The following is an 18,156-nucleotide window of genomic DNA, read 5'->3' on the forward strand; positions in this document are numbered from 1 at the left end:
GGTCGGGGGACGGCGGACGGGGCGGGTCAGGCGAGTACGGCCCGGGAGTCGAGGGCGAGCACTCCCTGGGGGCGTACGAGAAGGGGGTTGACCTCCAGTTCGGCGATCTCCGGGTGGGCGGCGGCGAACCCGGTGATCGTCTCGACGGCCTTCGCGGCTGCGTCGACGTCGACGGGCGGCTTGCCCCGCACTCCGTCGAGCAGGGCGGCGGTGCGCAGTCCGCGCAGCAGGCTCACGGCCCGTTCGGCGGAGACGGGGGCGAGGGTGAAGGCGACGTCGTGCAGGGCCTCCGCCAGCACTCCGCCCAGGCCCACCATGGCGACGGGGCCGAAGCGGGGGTCCTGGTTGACGCCGACGATCAGTTCGATCCCGTCGGTCAGGTCCGCCATGGCCTCCACGGAGTAGGCGGGGGCGCCGAGCCGGGAGTGCATCTCGCGGAAGGCGGCGAGCAGTTCGTCCCGGCCTGCCGGCCCCAGCGCCACTCCTCCGGCGTCGGACTTGTGGAGCAGGTGCAGGGCCTTGAGGACGTACGGTCCGCTGAACTCCTCGGCTGCGGCGAGCAGTTCGGCCTCGTCATGGATCTCGCGGGCGGCGGGGAAGACGAGTCCTGCCGCTTCCAGGGCCCGGCGGGTCTCCATGTAGCCGCTCTCCGGCAACGGGGCCCCGGGACTGGGAAGCGGTGTCACGCCCGCGCGCTGTCCGCCGGGTGCCGTCGCGGCGAGGGCGCGCGCGGCGTCCTCGGTGGCGGCGAAGACCGGTACGCCGGCGGCGGCGAGCGTACGGCAGCTCGGGGACTCGGGGTACATGGACTGCACCACGAGCGGCTTCGCGGTGGCGCGATGCCGGGCGGCGATGAGGCGAGCGGCCTCCTGCTCCCCGTTCGCCAGCGCCGTACCGCCCCCGCCGAGCCCGCCCTCCGCCGCCGCGTAGCCGCCGAAGTAGCCGGTCATCAGCACGGCGTCGACCTCCTCGGCCGCCAGCAGCGCGGCGACGGTCTGCGCGTAGGAGCCGGGGTCCTGCTCGCCCATCCCGGCGAGGTCCACCGGGTTGGCGACGGCTGACTGCTCCCACAGCGCCTCCCGCAGCCGTCGCCGCGTGGGCTCGTGGAGTTCGGGCACGGCCAGGCCGGCCGACTCGACGGCGTCGGCGGCTACGACGCCGTGGCCGCCGCCGTCGGTGAGTACGGCGACCCTGCGTCCCGAGGCGCGCCTTGCTCCGCTCAACGCGGCGACGGCGACGGTGAGTTCGCGGGGTGTGGCGACGAGTTCCACCCCGGCGTCCCGGCATGCCGCGGTCACGACGTCGGCCGAGGTGGTCAGCGCCCCGGTGTGCGACTGGGCGCTGCGCGCGGAGGCGTCGCCGCGTCCGGCGGTGAGCAGCACCACGGGCTTCCCGGCGTCGGCGGCGGCCTCGGCGAAGGCACGTCCGTCGCCGAAGTCCTCGGCGTAGACGGCGATGGCCCGGGTGCCCTCGTGCCGGGCACAGTCGGCGAGCAGGTCGACGAGGGTGACGTCGGCCTGGTTGCCGAGCGAGACGAAGCGGGAGAAGCCGAGTCCGTGCGGGGCGAAGCGGAGCTGGAGTTCGAGGGCGAGGTTGCCGCTCTGGCTGAGCAGCGCGACGCCGCCGGGGGTGAAGGTGTCGGAGGCCAGGAAGAGGTCGGTCGTGTTGTCGGCGATGCCCAGGCAGTTGGGCCCGACCATCACGGCACCGGCGGCGCGGACGCGTTCGGCGACGGCCTGCTGCCGGGTGCGCCCCGCGTCGCCGGTCTCGGCGAAGCCGGCGGTGATCGCCACGATCGCCCGCGCCCCGCACCGCAGGGCCTCGTCGACGGCGTCCTCGAACCCGGCGGCGGGCACGGAGACCACCGCCAGGTCGACGGGTTCGCCGATCGCGCTCAGGCTGGGAGCCACGGTTCGGCCGAGCACCGTGCCGCCGCGGCGGTTGACCAGGTGGACGGGGCGGCGGCCGCCCGCGCGGATGGCCTGGGCGGCTATCGCATGGCCGTACTTGGCCGGGTCGTCACTCGCCCCGACGACGGCGACGGAGACGGGGTCGAAGAGGGCGGTCAGATCGCGTCCCATGTCACTTCCCCAGCCGCAGCGCGGAGTTGGGGCAGGCGGCGACGGCGGCCTCGGCGGCGGCCTCGTCGCCCTTCGCCACGTCGGTCACGCGGACCTGTGCGTAGCCCCACTCGTCGAGGTCGATCAGCTCGGGTGCGGGTTCCTGGCAGAGGCCGTAGCCCTGGCAGCGGGTGGAGTCCAGCAGGAGTTTCATGGCAGGTCCTTTCAGCGCGGCGGAGTGCGGGTGCGGGAAGGGGCGGGATACGGGGAGGGGGCCGGGCTGCGGCTCAGGGCACCGGCACCGTGAATCGGCGTCCGTCCTCCGGTGCGTCGCCTTCGCAGGCGGGGCAGCCGGCGCGACGGTGGGCGTCGATCCGGTCGGGGAAGTGGGCGAGGAGCGTGCCCACGATGCGGGCGGCGGCGTCGAGCAGCCCGCAGGCGCCTCGACCGGGCAACTGCCGCGACCAGCGGTGCAGCTTGTCGACGGCCTCGTGGCCCGCCTCGCCGCATCCGACGGACTCAAGGGTTCCGGCCAGCGCCCTGGTGCCGGAGACGCACACGCCGCACTGCCGGGCGCTCTGCGCGGCGAGATAGGCGACGGCCTCGGTGGCCACGGCGACCGGGCAGTCCTCGGGGCGCAGGAAGTGCAGTGCCCCGCAGCCGAGCGCTCCTCCGGCCGCGAGCAGACGATCGTGGTCGAGTGGCAGGTCGGTCCAGCCCTCGCCGTACAGCCCGCCGAACAGTCCGCCCAGCACGACAGCGTCGGCCGTACCGTGTCCGCACAGGTCGGCGAGGACCTTGAGATGCGTACCGGCGGGCACCTCGACCAGCGCGGCACCGGCACCGGCACCGGCACCGGCACCGGAGAGGGTCACCAGGTGGGTCCCCGCGACGGCGTCCGCCACGTCGGGACGCGAGTACATCAGCGCGATACGGGCCAGCGTCTCCACGTTGGCGACCAGGGTGGGCGCGCCGCCGACACCGCGCTCGAACGGACGCGGGGGCTTCGCCGTGGGCAGGGCCGGGCCGCCGTCGATACGTCGGACGACCGCGCTCTCCTCCCCCGCGACATAGGTGTGCTCCGTCCGTACGACGTCGATGCGCAGGTCGAGGGAACACTCGGCGAGCGCCCGCCGCACGGCCCGCTCCGCGTGCGCGTCGGAGAGGTACACGCACCCGCGCTCGGCACCGGTCATGGCCGCGGCCAGCCGGAGCCCGTCCAGGACCGTATGGGGTCGGTGCCGGAGCAGCCAGCGGTCCTTCACGGAGCCGGGCTCGCCCTCCTCGCCGTTGGCGACGACGACGCGTGGGCCCGGTGCGTCGCGGACGGCACGGATCTTGACCGCGGCGGGGAATCCGGCCCCGCCCCGGCCGCGCAGTCCCACGGCGGCGATCCGGTCGAGCAACCGGCCGGGCGCGACCAGCGGCGCGTAGCCGCCGACGGCGAGGTACCTGGCGATGTCCTCGCCCTCGTCATCGCCGAGCGGCGCGAGGAGCAGACCGTGCTCCGCTCCGCGGAGTTCGGGGAGGAGAGAGAACACGCCGGTCATACGGTGCTCCTGGGCTCGGTGCGGCCGTCGAGTGCGGATGCGGGGCGCGTCCTCAGGCGGGCCAGCGCCCGCTCAAGGTCCCGGCGCTGCCCGGCGGTGCGCCCGTAGCCCGCGCCGGGCAGGCCGATCAGCATGCGGTGGTGATCGAGGACCACCTCGCCGGCCAGCAGCGCCGCCCCCGGGTCGGTGCCGCGGGATCCCGCCGCGTCGACGACCAGGTCGGTGACCTCGCCCAGGTAGCGCAGCCACCCGCGCTGCGTGCCGCGCAGCACCAGCCGCTCGACGCGACGGCGCTCGGCGCTGACGAGGGCCGACAGCGGGCGGCCGTCCTCCGGGGCGCGCAGGGCGGCCACCGCGGTGGGCAGTTCCTGTTCGGGCTCCGGCGTGAGGCCGAGCCATACGAGACTGCGGCGAGCGCTCATGCGTGCCTCCGGGGTCGCTCCGGCTCCGGGTGGTCCGGAGAGCGGAGTGGCGCGGCGATGACGTGGGACGGGGATGCTCCGGCGCGGTGCAGCGAGGGGCGGGGAGCTGGGCGGGGTGTCCGGATCCGGTCACCCGACGTGGCGCGGACTGGCGCGGACCGAGGGCCCGCGGGCTGGTGAAACGCTTCCGGGCATCCGTCTGCGGGCCCGGGCCGTTCACCTGCCACGAGACTAACTAACTAATCAGTCAGCCCACAAGTCTTGACTTGACGCCGCGACCACCCCAGTCTGACTAACCAATCAGTCAGCTGGATCGCAGCAGGTCCGCACGCCGCACCTGCCCCCTCCGGCCGATCCCCTCACCGCCCATCGCCGCCGCAGCGGCGCGGAGGAGGACCCATGAACCCCTCGACGACCCGGGCACCCGGCATCGTCTCCCCCGCCCCACCGACGCCACCCCCCGAGCACCCCGGCGAAGCGCTGCCCGCCCGCTACTACACGGATCCGGCCATCGCGGACGCCGAGACCGACCGGATCTTCGCCAGGTCCTGGCAGCTCGTCTGCCACGAATCCGACCTCCCCGGCCCAGGGGCCCGGCTGACCGCCACCGCCGCCGGCCGGGAGGTGCTGGTCGTCCGCACCGAGGACGGCGGCCTCGCCGCCCACCTCAACGTCTGCCGGCACCGCGGCACCCGCCTGGTCAACGGGCCCGAGCCCTCGGGCAAGGCGATCCGCTGCCCGTACCACGGCTGGACCTACAAGCTGGACGGACGGCTGGTCGGCGCCCCCGAGGCACGCCGGATCCCCTGCCTGGACAAGCCCAGGCTCGGACTGCACCCGGTCAATGTCGAGTCGTTCCTCGGCTTCGTCTTCGTCAACCTCGACCTGGAGGCGACGCCCCTCGCCGAGACCTGCGCCGGGCTCGCCGAGGCCGTCGGCCGCTACGCCGGGCCGGACCTCGTGCCCGTCGGCAGGCACCGCATCCACGACGCGGCGGGCGGCGAGGAGCAGAACGCCAACTGGAAGGTGATCGTCGACAACTATCTGGAGGGCTACCACGTCCCGGTCGCCCACCCGGCGCTCATGCGACTGCTCGACTACCAGGCGTACACGGTGGACGTGCAGGAGAACTACGTCCTGTTCGAGTCGCCGCTGCGCGACAAGCCCTCCTCGAACTGGACCGAGCGGCTCTACCAGCGGCTGGCGACCCCCATGCCGGGGCTGGCCGAGGACGACCGGCGGGTGTGGCGGTACGCCGTGATCTACCCGAACACGCTCATCGACTTCTACCCTGACCACGTGCTCGCGTGGACCGCCCTGCCCACCGCCCAGGACCGGGCGGCGATCCCCGGCGGCTTCTACACCCGGACCGGGGAGAGCCTGCGCACCCGGCTGGCCCGGCGGCTCAACATCCACATCGGCTGGGAGACCAACGACGAGGACGCCGAGCTGGTGGAGCGCGTCCAGGCCGGCATGCGCACCCCCGGGTTCGAGCCGGGCCCGCTGTCGCAGCGCGAGGCCGCCGTCGGCTGGTTCGCCCGCCGGGTCCGCCGGGACCTGGAGGGAGACGCCACGTGACCCCCTTCAGCACCGCGCGCACCAGCTGCACCGCGCGCACCACGCGTCCGTCGCACCCGCACGACGCCGCCGCCGTACGCCTCCCGTCGGCCTTACCCCGCGCCCTCTGACGCGCGCACGCACCTCCCCAGACCGGTCATCACCGCGGAATCAGGGCCCTCGGTGAGCCGACCAGCCGGTCCCGCCCTGGACTTGTGCCGTTCCTCGACGGAGAGGACGCTTCATGTCCCCCGAGGTACCACCGCCGTCCCGTCGCGCCGTGCTGCGGGCGGGCGCCTGCGGCCTGCTGGGCGCCGCGGCCGGCGGCTGCGGGTTCATGCCCGCCAAAGCGCCCGACGCGAAACAGCTCGCCCCGGTCAAGGCGCGCGTCGACGGCGATCTCGTCTATTTCAACTGGGCCGACTTCGTCGACCCGGCCGTGTTCAAGGGCTTCGAGAAGGAGTACGGCGTCAAGGTCATCCAGTCGAACTTCGACTCGATGGAGGGCATGGTCGCCAAGCTCAACGCCGGCAACCGCTACGACATCGTCTTCCCCTCGGCCAAATGGGCCCAGCGCCTGGTCCGCGGTGGCCGGCTGCGCCGTATCGACCACTCCCAACTCGCCAACTCCCAGGCCGTGTTCGGGACGTACGACTACTTCGCCGACCCCTGGTACGACCCCGGCTCCGCGCACACGATCCCCTTCACCGCGTACAAGACCGGCATCGGCTGGCGCCGCGACAGGATCGGTGAGCTCACCGACTCCTGGCGGGACCTGTGGAACGACCGGGCCAGGGGGAAGGTCTTCCTGCTGGACGACCGCGACGAGGTGCTCGGCATGGGCGCCCTCGCGCTCGGCCTCGACGTCAGTACCGGTGACACCGGTGATCTCGACCGGATCACCTCGCTGATGGGCACCCTGCGACCGCGGCTGCGCGGCTTCTCCAGCGACAGCTACAACAACCTCCTCAACGGCAACGCGGTCATCCAGCAGGCGTGGAGCGGCGACATGGCCGCCATGCTCTACCAGGCCAAGGACCCGTCCGTGTTCGGCTTCCAGGCCCCCAAGGAGGGCACGCCGGTCAACTCCGACTGCTACGCCATCCCCTGGAACGCGCCCCACCCCGGCACCGCGATGCTGTTCATCGACTACATGCTGCGGCCGGAGAACGTGAAGAAGAACATCGAGTACATCGGCTATCCGATGCCGGTCGCGGGCTCCGAGAAGGTCTACGCCGATCTGGTCGAGCCCTTCCCCGAGTGTCTGGTCACCGAGGCCGACCTGAAGGCGGACCTGTTCTTCCGCAACGGCGACCGCGCGGCGGAGGACGCCCGCGACACCGCCTGGACCCATGTGAAGGCGGGCTGACCCATGGCACTGCTCCGCCCCTCCTCACGCACCCGGCGCCGGGACACCTCGGGCAACCGGATGTGGCTGTGGCTGATGCTGCCGGGCACCCTGTGGATGACCGGCTTCCTGATCGCCTCGCTGGTCCTCGTCGCCGTCCTCGCCGTCGGCACCACCGACCAGCTGGGCAACCCGCGCTTCGGCTTCGACCTCTCCGCCGTACGTGCCCTCGCCGATCCCGCCTACACCGAGGTCCTGGCCCGCTCCCTCGGCTACGCCCTGCTGACCTGCGTGATCTGTCTGCTGATCGCCTATCCGGTGGCGTACACCATCGCGCTGCACGGCGGGCGGTACAAGCACGCGCTGATCGCCGCGATCGTGGTGCCGTTCTTCGCCAACTACCTGGTGCGGATGTACGGCTGGTCGGTGGTCCTCTCCGACGACGGACCCGTGCTGCGCGCCCTGCGCGCGGTGGGTGTCGCCGACGGCGGCACGAAGATCCTCAACAGCGGCTTCGGCGTGGTCGCGGGCCTCGTCTACGGCTTCGTCGTCTTCATGATCATCCCGCTGTACGCGGCCCTGGAACGCCTCGACGTCTCCCTCATCGAGGCCGGCCGCGACCTGTACGGCGGCCCGGTCCGCACCTTCTTCTTCGTCACCCTGCCCGCGACGAGGCAGGGCGCGGCGGCCGGGCTCGTCCTGGTCTTCCTGCCCGCGATGGGCGACTTCGTCAGCGCACAGCTCATGGGAGGCCCGGACCAGATCATGATCGGCAACCTCGTCCAGGACAAGTTCTTCCAGGGCCAGAACTGGCCGCTGGGCTCCGCGCTCACGATGCTGCTGATGCTGGTCCTGCTGATCGGGATGCTCGGCTATCTGCGGCGTACCCGCAAGGACGACGCGGAGGCCCGCCGATGACCCTGCTCCGTCCGCCCACGACCACCGCCCCTTCCGCTCCCGCCGGCCGCGGCCGCACCCGGCGCGGCCGCGCCCACCGCAGGCCCCGCGTCCTCGTCGCGGTCACCGGGCTGTTCTTCGCGCTCCTGTACCTGCCGATCGCCGTCGTGGCGCTGTTCTCCTTCAACTCCCAGAAGTCGCTGACCGTGTTCGACGGGTTCAGCCTGCGCTGGTACCGCGCCTTCGCCCAGGACGACGTCCTCCTCGCGTCCCTCACCACCAGTCTGCGGATCTCCCTGGTGGCGATGGCGGGTTCGGTCGTGCTCGGGGTGGCGCTCGCGCTCGGCCTGGTGCGGTGCCGTACCCGGCTGGGCTCGCTGGCCGGGCTCATCATGCTCGTGCCGCTCATCACGCCGGAGATCGTCACCGGTGTGGCCTCGATGCTGCTGTTCAAGGGGCTGGGAGTGCCGCTGTCCACCGGCACGGTGATGCTCGCCGAGATCACCTTCTCCATCTCCTACGTCACGGTCATCCTCCGTTCCCGGGTCGCCGCACTGAACCCGGAGGTGGAGGAGGCCGCGATGGACCTCGGCGCCACCCGCTGGCAGGCGGTCCGGCTGGTGACCCTGCCGGCGCTCCTGCCCGCCGTACTGGCGAGTGCCGTCCTGATCTTCGCGCTGGTCTTCGACGACTTCGTGCTCGCCTACTTCACCACCGGCGTCGACCCCCAGCCCCTGTCGGTGCGCATCTACTCCGCGATCCGCTTCGGGGTGCAGCCCACCATCAACGCGGTCGGCACGCTGATGCTCGCCGGTTCCATCGCGCTGATCGCCCTGGCCCTGTTCATCCCGCGCCTCTTCGGCCGCCGCGGCGGCCTCGACCTCCTCTCCGGGAAGTGATCCATGGACGCGACCCCCGCCGTCCGGCTCGACGGCGTCTCCAAGCAGTTCGGCGACTCCTACGCCGTCCACCGTCTCGACCTCGACATCGACAGCGGCCACTTCTTCTCCCTGCTGGGCCCCTCCGGCTGCGGCAAGACCACCACGCTGCGCATGATCGGCGGGTTCAGCGACCCCACCGAGGGTTCGGTGCTGCTCGCCGGTGAGGACGTGACCGACCTGCCGCCGAACAAGCGCAACGTCAACACGGTCTTCCAGAGCTACGCCCTCTTCGACCATCTGAGCATCGCCGACAACGTGGCCTTCGGCCTCAAGCGCAAGGGCGTCGCCAAGGCCGAGACACGTCAGCGCGTCGGCGAGATGCTGGAGCTGGTCCAGCTCGCCGGGTTCGCCGACCGCAGCCCGCGTACCCTCTCCGGCGGCCAGCGGCAGCGCGTCGCCCTCGCCCGCGCGCTGGTCAACCGTCCCGCCGTACTCCTCCTCGACGAGCCGCTGGCCGCCCTCGACCTGAAGCTGCGCCGGCAGATGCAGGTGGAGCTGAAGCAGATCCAGCGCGAGGTCGGCATCACCTTCGTCTTCGTCACCCACGACCAGGACGAGGCGCTGACCATGTCCGACCGGATCGCGGTGATGAACGCGGGGCGCATCGAGCAGTGCGGCACACCGGAGGACATCTACGAGCACCCCGCCACCAGCTTCGTCGCCTCCTTCATGGGCACCTCCAACCTGATGACCGGCACCTACCGGGACGGTGAGGTGGCCCTGGAGAAGGGGCCCGCCCTGCCCGTCGGTCCCCGTTCCGAGATCGCGGACGGCACCGCGGTCAGCGTGTCCGTGCGCCCCGAGAAGATCTGGCTGTCGGACTTCGAGCCGGGCATGCGGATGCTGAGCGGCGTGATCCGCGAGACCGTATACAGCGGTCCGACCACGACCTATCTGATCGAGCTCGCCCCGGGCGTCACCCTGTCGGTGCTGGAGCAGAACACGGCCCGTGCGCGCATGGAGGACCGGTGGTGCGGCGGCGAGACGGTGGAGTTCGGGTGGCGGCCCGAGCACTGTCTGGTCCTGGCCTGAGCACCCTCACTGAAGAAAGCGAAACCCATGCATCACGACGTGATCGTGCTCGGCGCCGGTCTCGCCGGGCTCTCCGCCGCCCGGGACCTGGCCGCCGCCGGCACCGACGTGCTCGTCCTGGAGGCCCGGGACCGCGTCGGCGGCCGGGTCGAGCAGACCCGTACACCCGACGGCCGTACCGTCCAGCTGGGCGGTGAAGTGGTCGGACACGGCCACACCGCCTACCTCCGACTCGCCGGGGAACTCGGCCTGGAGCTGGTCCCCAGCTATGTCGCCGAGCCCGGCCGCATGACCCGTGCCACTGCCGAGGGCCGCTCGGCCGGTGAGCCGCCGCACTGGTTCGGCCCCGGTGACGCGGCGCTGCACGAGCGCCTGGGCGCGGAGTTCTCCGCCCTGACCGCCAAGGTCGACCCCGACGATCCGTGGTCGCATCCGGATGCCGCTGCCCTGGACCGGCTGTCGGTGGCCGACTGGCTGCGTTCCCGGCAGGCCACGCCCGCCGTGGTCCGTCTGTGGGACATCGGCCAACTCGCCCTGGCCGGCGGCTCCTACGAGCGGATCTCTCTCCTGGCCGCGCTCCGCAAGAACGCGGCCGTACCCGGCTCGGGCACGGGCGACTACGACTACGAGGACTGGGAGGGGCTGCGGCTGGCGGACGGATCGGCCACGCTCGCCGAGGTCATGGGCCGCGAACTCGGCCCGCGCGTCCGGCTCGGCTCCCCCGTCGCCGCCCTGGACATACGGCCCGGCCGCTGCACCGTGCGCCTGGTCACCGGCGAGGTCCTCACCGCGACGGCCGTGGTGAGCGCCCTCCCGGTGGGCCCCCTGCGGTCCGTCGCCGTCAGCGGCGTCAGCGAGGCCCGGCTCGCCTCCCTGCACCGCCAACGCCACGCCACGGCCGCGAAGTTCGCCGCCGTCTACGACCGGCCCTTCTGGCGGGACGCCGGTCTTAACGGCCTGTCCGAGGCCGAGGGAGTGCTGGGCAGCACCTGGCCGCAGAACGAAGGCGTCCTGTCGGCACTGATTCCGCCCGAGCGGTACGGCGTCCTGCTCGGCACCCCGCCCCACCTGCGCACCCCCGAGCTGCTCGCCGAGATGGCCGGCATGTTCGGTGCCGAGGCGCTCCGGCCGAGCGCCTGCCATCTGCGGCTGTGGGGCACGGACCCGTGGACCCAGGGCTATGTCACCCAGTGGCCGCCGGGCGAGGTCATGGCGGTCGGTCCGCTGCACGGCACGCATGAACCGCCGTTCTACGTCTGCGGATCCGACCAGTGGGTCGCCGGATACATGGAGGGCGCCGTCCGTACGGGTCGCGCCGCCGCCGAGGAGGCGCTGCGCCGTGGCTGACACCGAGCGCATCACGACGACCGTCCTCAACCACATCGACGGCAAGGAGGTACCGGCCGCCTCCGGCGCCACGCTGACGCTGGTCGACCCGGCCACCGGCCTTCCGCACGGCACGGCCCCGTGCTCCGGCCCCCAGGACGTGGACGCGGCCTGCCGGTCCGCCGAGGTGGCCTTCCCCGGCTGGTCGCAGACGACTCCGGCGCGGCGGCAGACCGCGTTGCTGCGCATCGCCGACGCCCTGGAACGGGAGGCCGGCGCGGTGGCGAGCGCCGAGGTGGCCGACACGGGCAAGCCGCGCGCCTCGTTCCTCGCGGACGAACTGCCGGCGGTCGTGGACGTGTTGCGGTACTTCGCGGGGGCGGCTCGCAACCTTCCGGGCGCCGCCGCCGCCGAGTACACGCCGGGCCGTACCTCCGTGCAGCGGCGCGAGCCGGTCGGGGTCTGCGCCCAGATCACCCCGTGGAACTACCCGTTGATGATGGCCGTGTGGAAGGTGGCCCCCGCTCTGGCCGCCGGCAACACGGTGGTCCTGAAGCCGTCCGACACGACACCGTCGTCGGCCGCGCTCCTGGCCCGGCTCGCCTCCGAGCATCTGCCGCCCGGCGTGCTCAACGTCGTGTGCGGCGACCGCGACACCGGGCGGTCCCTCGTCGCCCACCCGCACGTGCGGCTGGTGGCCGTCACCGGAAGTGTCCGCGCGGGGCAGGAGATCGCCGCCGCCGCGGCCGCCGACCTCAAGCGCCTGCACCTGGAACTCGGCGGCAACGCACCGGTGTTGATCCACACGGACGCCGATCTCGACGACGCGGTCGAGCAGTTGTCGTCGCTGTCCTTCTACAACGCGGGCCAGGACTGCACGGCCGCGACCAGGATCCTGGTCGACCGGCGGATCCACGACAGGTTCCTGGACCGCTACGCCGAGCGGGCCGCCCGGCTGCGGCCCGGCGCCCCGGACGACGAGTACGCCGACTTCGGCCCGCTCGCCAACGCCGCCCAACTCGCCAACGTACGCGGCCTGTTGGAGCGGCTGCCGGACCATGCCGAGGTCGTCACGGGGGGCGTGGCCCTGGACCGGCCGGGCTACTTCCACCGGGCCACGGTGGTGGCCGGGGCGCGGCAGGAGGACGAGATCGTACGGAGCGAGGTGTTCGGTCCGGTCGTCACCGTCCAGCCCTTCGTCGACGAGTCCGAGGCGTTCCACCTGGCCAACGGCGTCACCCAGGGCCTCGCCGCGAGTGTCTGGACCCGTGACCACGACCGGGCCATGCGGGCCAGCCGCGCGCTGCGGACCGGCATCGTCTGGGTCAACACCCACGGCACGACGGTGTCGGAGATGCCGCACGGCGGCGTCGGCCATTCCGGCTACGGCAGCGATCTCTCGCTCACCGGACTGCTCGACTACACGCAGGTCAAGCACGTCATGCTGTGACGGGCCCCCGGGGCCGGACAGTACGTCGGGGCCGTCCCGCTCACTGCTTCGCGCCGAAGTTCTGGGTCCACCATGGGCCGCCGGAAGCCTTGTGGACGCCCACGCCGATGTCCTTGAACGAGCAGTTGAGGATGTTGGCGCGGTGGCCGGGGCTGTTCATCCAGGACTCCATCACCGCCTCCGGCGTCTGCTGGCCCATGGCGATGTTCTCCCCGTACGTGGACCAGGTGTAGCCCGCGGCGGTGATGCGCTGCCCGGGATCGGCGCCGTCCGGGTTGGTGTGGTCGAAGAAGTCGCGGGCGTCCATGTCCTCGGAGTGGCCCAGCGCGGCCTTGTCGAGCAGCGGGTCCTCCGAGACCGGGCCGCATCCGGCGGCCGACCGCTCCTTGTTCACCAGCGCGACCACCTGCGCCACGTCACCCGTCGGGGCCGCCTGTGTCCGCGGGGTGCTGGAGGCGGTCCGCGTGGGCGGCGGTGTGGACGGCCGGGGCGCCGGCACACTCTTCCTGGTCGGGCGCGGGGACTTGGAGGGGGTCGCCTTCTTCGAGGGCGAGGCGGACGGCGACGGGGACTTCGAGGCTGTCGGGGAGGTCTCGACGGGACTGGGTTCCGAGATCTCCACGGCGGGCGCGGCGGCGGTCCGCGAGGCGGCGGCCTCCTCGGTCCCGGTGCCGGGCTCCGTGTCGAAGTACCAGAGGCCGCCGCCCGCCACACAGGCCGCCACGACGGCACCGCCGACGGCTCGGCGCCGGTTGCGTCGGCGCCGGCGCGCCTCACCGCGGGCGGCCGCGCGGCCCTGTCCGCCGCGGTGTCCGGATCCGGGGCCCGAGCCGCCGCGGCCTGGCGAGGCGGCCGACCGGGACGCCGATGCGGCCAGAGCCATCCCGCCGGTGGCGGACAGCACGCTGTCCAGCAGGGCGGGTGTCGCGGCGACCAGTGCGAGACCGGCCAGCAGTCCCTCGGCAGGCATCAACCCGCTCCACAAACCGGAGCAATGCCCGCAACCACGGGCATGCCGGGCTATTCGCTTGCGCCACAGCGCGGAGGGCCGGCCGTCCCAGGAGGCCAGCGCGCCCTGAAGTTCCGCGCATCGCGGCCGTGCGTCGAGCGCCCGCACCACGACCCGGGCAGCCTCCAGCTGCGCCTTCATCCGCTGCGCCCGGACCGCCGTGTGCTGCGGCGACAGCTCCAGGGCCGCGGCCACCTCGGCCCGGGTCAGCTCACCGGCGCACTCCAGCCACCAGAGCGACAACAGCCCTCGGTCGTCCGGCTCCAGCCAGCGCGTCGCGCGTGCGGTCTCCCGGCGCTGGCCGGACAGCTGGAGCCGCACCATGGTGAGGTCCACGAAGTCGGCGCCCGGATCCGCGAGATCCTCGGCCTCCTCGACGGCGCCGGGGGCGGACTGCCGGTCCCGCCAGTGCGCCCGGACCTGGTTCATCGCGATCGCCACGAGCCAGGAGCGGAAGCTCTCGGGGCTGCGCAGACCGCCCAGCGCGTCCAGGGCACGGAGCATCGTGTCCTGCACGACGTCGTCGACGTCGACCGAGCCGTTCAGGGCCCGCCCCACGACGTTGTAGACCAGCGGGAGGTAGGCGCTGACCAGGGCGTCCTGAGCCTCCGGATCGCCGCTTCCGGCAGCGATCACCAGTGCCGCCGACTCCCTCGTGCGCTCTGTACTCATCAAAAACTTCCCTGTCCTCGACGCCGAACGATGCTGTCCGATACCTGGGAGATCGATCGGCGGGCCCGGGATAACGGTTCTTCGGACACGTGTTCCACGAGAGACTCACGGGGCCGGTCGGACGGCGCAATGGGGAAAGTCACATCGAGGGGGACTGACAGCTTCCGAACGCCGATGGGGGCACTATCTGCACCTGAACGCCCCATCTCGCCCCACTTCACCCGCTCATCGGTTTTGCGCTGATATCCAGCGCAACACCCCTCTTTAACCTCTTCGTTCTGGCCACAGTCGAGATCCCCCCAGGCCGACGTCCTGAGGACCAGGCGGGCCGGAACCGGTGAAGTGGACGGCTCCGAGCGGGCCGGGGGTGGGGTCGGCTTCGAGGCGTTCCCAGGCGTACGGGGCGATCGCGGTCCCGCCCAGGGGTGTGCCGGCGAGGACACGGCCCACCGTCGCCGCTTTACTCCCCCACGTCGACGGGGCGTCATCGTTGTGGCTTCCGCCAACTCGGCGCTGTCATCAGCGAGTTGGTTTCAGAGGACAGCCCGATGGACGGTGCGCCGTCGGGACCGGTCCACTGGGTGACGTGGAAAGCAGCGACGAGCCGGAGCCGACCGGCGTGATGGTGATCGAGCCCATGGGCAACGCGGGCCCCTTCCTCGTGCGGGCCGCGGCCCGTCTGGGCCTACGGCTGCACGCGGCCACCGACGAGCGGGTTCACGCCGGCTACGATCCCTGGCTGACCGGCGCGCTCGCCGGTGTCTGTCTGACCGAACTGGCCGACACCGCACGCGCGTTGGACGACATGGAGGCGTACTGCCGCGCGCATCGCATCACAGGTGTGGCGGTCTGCTGGGAGTTGCTGACCCCGCTGGCGGCCCTGCTCGCCGCACGCCTCGGGTTGCCGGGCAACGACCCGCTGCGGGCCAAGGCCGCCCGCAACAAGATCACCATGGCGGAGGCGTTCCGTGCGGCGGGCGTACCGGTCCCCGCGCAGGTGGTGGTCGCCACCGCCGAACAGGCCCATGACGTCGCCGCGTCCGGGCGGCTGGGGTGGCCGCTCGTCGTCAAGCCCGCCGAGCAGGGCGGCTCCTGGGGCGTGAGCGTGCTGGCGGGCCCGGACGGACTCGACGCCGCGGTGGCCGCCGCCGGACGGTTCACCCGCGCCGAGCCGCACGGTCTGCCGCTGGACTCCCGGGTGCTGCTCCAGAGTTATGTGGCCGGCGAGGAGTTCTCCGCCGACACGGTCGTGCACGACGGCGTGCCCTACCCGCTGCCCGTGGTCCGCAAGGACACCACGGCGGGCCGATACCGGGTGGAGACGGGGCACTCCTGCCCCGCCGGGCTGGATCCGGGCACGGTACGGGCCGTCCAGGACACCGCGGCGCGTGCCGCGGTGGCCGTCGGGGTGCGCAACGGCATCGCCCACACCGAGGTGAAGATCCCCCCGGGCGGGGGGCCGGTCGTCATCGAGACCGGGGCCCGCCTGCCCGGGGACGACATCTGCGAGATCGTCGAGGCCGCGACCGGTGTGAGCGAAGCGGCCGCCTATCTGCGGGTCGTGACCGGGCGGCCACCGCGGATCGCGCCGACCCGCGACGCGGCGGCCGCACTTCGCTTCCTGCTGCCGGACCGGGCGGGGGTGGTGGAGGAGGTCGTCATCCCCGAGGTGCCCGGTACCCACAGCCGGATCGACATCCGTCCGGGACAGCGGGTGCCCGAACCGGCCGACAGTTCCGGCCGGGTGGGGCACGTCATGGCGCACGCCGCGTGCGTCGACGAGGCCCGTCGGCTCGCCGGCCAGGTGATCGCTGACTCCCGAGTGAAGGTGAGCTGATCCATGCCCGGCCCCGTGCGGAGCGCCTCGCGGAACGCCGCGCGGAACCCCGCCCGGCATCCGGTACGGAGGACCGCGCAGGATTCCGTCCAGAAGATCGCGTTTCTGCGGTCCGTGGAGATCCGGCGCGCCGACCCGTACATCCAGCGATGCGTCCGCGACCTGTCCCGACTCGGCATCGAGAGCTGCCTGTTCCACACGCACGGCACCGCTGACGACGGGGACTTCCCCGGCGAACGCCGCCGCCTCGACGCCGACGTCACCCCCGCCGAACTCGCCCGGGAGGTCACGCGGTGGGGCGCCGACGCCTCCGTCTCCATCTCCCTGCCCTGCGAGAACGCGCTCCGGGACGCCACCGTCAAGGAACTCCTCGATGCCCGGGGCATCCCCACGGTCATGACCCCGCTGCCGTCGACCCTGGCCCTGTGCGACAAGTGGGAGACCAAGCAGCTCCTCGTCCGCGCGGGCCTGGACACCCCACGCGGCGTCAAGGTCGACTCCGATCTGCTCGCGGGCCGCGGGGTGGCGTTCCCCGCCTACGCGGACACCCTGCGCGCATCCGCCGCCCGCCTCGGCCATCCACTGCTGTCCAAGCCCTTGTGGGACTCGACCAGCATGGGAATCCGGGCCCTGCCCGACACCGCGGCCCTGGACGCCTACCTCTCCGATCCGCCCGAGGTGTCGGCGGTGATCGAGGAGTGCGTCTCCGGCGCGCTGTGCTCGGTCGACATCGTGGGCGAACCGGGCAAGTACCGTGTCCTGCCCGTGTGCTGGACGGGCACGGCGGGCGCCGAGCCCGTCTTCACCTTCGCCGACCTGCGCTGGTGCGGCCCCAGACCGAAGGCCGACGCCGACTTCGCACCCGTCGCGGCCAGGCTGACCGCCCTGTGCGAGGAACTCGGCGTCCAGGGCTCCGTCAACGTCGACATGATCTACACCGGTTCGCGGTACGTCGTCCTGGAGATCAACCCGAGGATCGGCGGCGCCACCACACTGTCCTGCGCCGCCTCCGGCACCAACACCTTCGACGCCCTGGCCGCCATGGCGCGCCGCGACTACACCCCAGCGCCCGTGCGACGTACCGGATGGGCCATCGAGTTCCTCTCCCCCGAGCGCCTGGCGGCGGCGGTACGCACCGAGCTGACGGTCCGTCTGAAAGTCATCACCGCACATGAGTTGGTCATCGACGGCACGAGCCACGGCGACATCGTCGTGTTCACCGTCGCCGAGGGCGACGAGCAGCGGACCGTCGAGCAGCTGGAGGAACTGCACCGGACAGCGGCCTGGCCGCGGCAGGAGGTCCTGGACAAGATCCGGGTCCTGCTCACCCCTTGACCGGCACCGCCACGCCCCGCGGGGCCCGCGCGCCGGCTGCGTCATGTGCTCGGCATCCCGGCCACCCTCGGACACGGCCCGTTCATCACCGGCAACCTCATCTACTCCCTCGGCAACGGCATGCTCCTGCCGCTCGGCCTGCTGTACTTCACGACCCTGCGCGATCTGCCGCTCGCCGCGGTCGGAGCAGCCGTCACCGTGGGCCAACTGGTCGCCCTGCCCGTCGCCTTCGTCGCCGACCGGTCATGGACCGGCACGGGCCCGGGCACCTCACCGTCGTCGCCAACGTGGTCAGCGCCGCGGGCCTTCTCTCCTTCCTCCTCGCCGACCGGCCCTGGCAGATCGCCGACTCCTACCTTCTGGTGCGGCCCGGCGTCAACGCCTACTACACGGCGCAGCGCACGCTGATCCTGCACGCCGCTCCCGCCGCTCGGACGCGCGGCTGGTTCGCGTTCACCGGCAGTCCGCGCGACACCGGCATCGGTGTCGGGGCGCTGCTGGCGGCCGGGGCGCTCGCGCTGTTCGGCACCGACGCCCTGACGTGGCTCGTCGTCACGGCCGCGCCGCTGTATCTCCTGGCGGCGTTCTGCTTCGCCCGCGTGCCGACAAGCCCTCCGACCGAGGCGATCGCCACCACCGCCTCCTCCACCACCCGGAAGACGGCGAGCGGTGATCGAGCCGTCCGAGCGCCTGCGCGGTGCACGGGTCAGCGGGCTGTAC

General features: G+C 72.6%; 16 protein-coding genes. 10 read left to right on the plus strand and 6 right to left on the minus strand.

The window, feature by feature from the left end:
* Window positions 1-26: 26 nt before the first annotated feature.
* From ACFU95_RS12795 to ACFU95_RS12810, 4 genes are all read right to left on the minus strand, one after another.
* Window positions 27-2,081, minus strand: coding sequence for an acetate--CoA ligase family protein (locus tag ACFU95_RS12795; protein ID WP_383825908.1), 2,055 nt, complete (start codon window positions 2,079-2,081; stop codon window positions 27-29).
* Between the two features lies 1 nt (window position 2,082).
* The gene (locus ACFU95_RS12800; RefSeq protein WP_383825910.1) at window positions 2,083-2,274 is read right to left on the minus strand and encodes a ferredoxin; all 192 of its coding nucleotides are present in this window, start codon (window positions 2,272-2,274) and stop codon (window positions 2,083-2,085) included.
* A 73-nt stretch (window positions 2,275-2,347) separates the two neighbouring features.
* Window positions 2,348-3,610: an NADH-ubiquinone oxidoreductase-F iron-sulfur binding region domain-containing protein gene (locus ACFU95_RS12805; RefSeq protein ID WP_383825913.1), complete on the minus strand. Its 1,263-nt coding sequence runs from the start codon at window positions 3,608-3,610 to the stop codon at window positions 2,348-2,350.
* Window positions 3,607-4,032, minus strand: coding sequence for a hypothetical protein (locus ACFU95_RS12810; protein ID WP_383825916.1), 426 nt, complete (start codon window positions 4,030-4,032; stop codon window positions 3,607-3,609). The genes ACFU95_RS12805 and ACFU95_RS12810 overlap by 4 nt, the downstream gene beginning before the upstream one ends.
* A 399-nt stretch (window positions 4,033-4,431) precedes the next feature.
* Between ACFU95_RS12810 and ACFU95_RS12815 the strand changes: the two genes are divergently transcribed.
* From ACFU95_RS12815 to ACFU95_RS12845, 7 genes are all read left to right on the plus strand, one after another.
* Window positions 4,432-5,610: an aromatic ring-hydroxylating dioxygenase subunit alpha gene (locus ACFU95_RS12815; RefSeq protein WP_383825918.1), complete on the plus strand. Its 1,179-nt coding sequence runs from the start codon at window positions 4,432-4,434 to the stop codon at window positions 5,608-5,610.
* A 223-nt stretch (window positions 5,611-5,833) separates the two neighbouring features.
* Window positions 5,834-6,958, plus strand: coding sequence for a spermidine/putrescine ABC transporter substrate-binding protein (locus tag ACFU95_RS12820; protein WP_383825921.1), 1,125 nt, complete (start codon window positions 5,834-5,836; stop codon window positions 6,956-6,958).
* A 3-nt stretch (window positions 6,959-6,961) separates the two neighbouring features.
* Window positions 6,962-7,855: an ABC transporter permease gene (locus tag ACFU95_RS12825; protein WP_383825925.1), complete on the plus strand. Its 894-nt coding sequence runs from the start codon at window positions 6,962-6,964 to the stop codon at window positions 7,853-7,855.
* Window positions 7,852-8,733 carry an ABC transporter permease gene (locus ACFU95_RS12830; protein ID WP_383825927.1) on the plus strand — a complete coding sequence of 294 codons (882 nt, stop codon included), beginning with the start codon at window positions 7,852-7,854 and terminating at the stop codon, window positions 8,731-8,733. Before ACFU95_RS12825 ends, ACFU95_RS12830 begins: the two co-directional genes overlap by 4 nt.
* 3 nt (window positions 8,734-8,736) lie before the next feature.
* Window positions 8,737-9,807, plus strand: a complete 1,071-nt coding sequence (locus ACFU95_RS12835) for an ABC transporter ATP-binding protein (RefSeq protein WP_383825930.1) — start codon at window positions 8,737-8,739, stop codon at window positions 9,805-9,807.
* A gap of 27 nt (window positions 9,808-9,834) precedes the next feature.
* On the plus strand, window positions 9,835-11,154 hold the full coding sequence (locus ACFU95_RS12840) for a flavin monoamine oxidase family protein (protein ID WP_383825932.1): 1,320 nt from the start codon (window positions 9,835-9,837) through the stop codon (window positions 11,152-11,154).
* Entirely contained in the window at window positions 11,147-12,583 is a 1,437-nt protein-coding gene (locus ACFU95_RS12845) for an aminobutyraldehyde dehydrogenase (RefSeq protein WP_383825935.1), read from the plus strand. Before ACFU95_RS12840 ends, ACFU95_RS12845 begins: the two co-directional genes overlap by 8 nt.
* A 40-nt stretch (window positions 12,584-12,623) precedes the next feature.
* Here the strand turns inward: ACFU95_RS12845 and ACFU95_RS12850 are convergent, their stop codons facing one another.
* Window positions 12,624-14,264, minus strand: coding sequence for a sigma-70 family RNA polymerase sigma factor (locus ACFU95_RS12850; protein WP_383825938.1), 1,641 nt, complete (start codon window positions 14,262-14,264; stop codon window positions 12,624-12,626).
* A 586-nt stretch (window positions 14,265-14,850) separates the two neighbouring features.
* Here ACFU95_RS12850 and ACFU95_RS12855 point away from each other — a divergent pair.
* From ACFU95_RS12855 to ACFU95_RS12865, 3 genes are read left to right on the plus strand one after another with little or no spacing between them, the layout of a single operon-like run.
* Entirely contained in the window at window positions 14,851-16,101 is a 1,251-nt protein-coding gene (locus ACFU95_RS12855; protein WP_383825941.1) for an ATP-grasp domain-containing protein, read from the plus strand.
* A 3-nt stretch (window positions 16,102-16,104) separates the two neighbouring features.
* Window positions 16,105-17,436, plus strand: a complete 1,332-nt coding sequence (locus tag ACFU95_RS12860; RefSeq protein ID WP_383825944.1) for an ATP-grasp domain-containing protein — start codon at window positions 16,105-16,107, stop codon at window positions 17,434-17,436.
* Window positions 17,437-17,481: 45 nt separating this feature from the next.
* Entirely contained in the window at window positions 17,482-17,844 is a 363-nt protein-coding gene (locus ACFU95_RS12865; RefSeq protein ID WP_383825946.1) for a hypothetical protein, read from the plus strand.
* Here the strand turns inward: ACFU95_RS12865 and ACFU95_RS12870 are convergent.
* Window positions 17,822-18,139, minus strand: a complete 318-nt coding sequence (locus tag ACFU95_RS12870) for a hypothetical protein (protein WP_383825949.1) — start codon at window positions 18,137-18,139, stop codon at window positions 17,822-17,824. The two genes, ACFU95_RS12865 and ACFU95_RS12870, sit on opposite strands and share 23 nt — an antisense overlap.
* Window positions 18,140-18,156 lie beyond the last annotated feature (17 nt).

Source organism: Streptomyces sp. NPDC057623 (assembly GCF_042800355.1).
GTDB lineage: Bacteria > Actinomycetota > Actinomycetes > Streptomycetales > Streptomycetaceae > Streptomyces.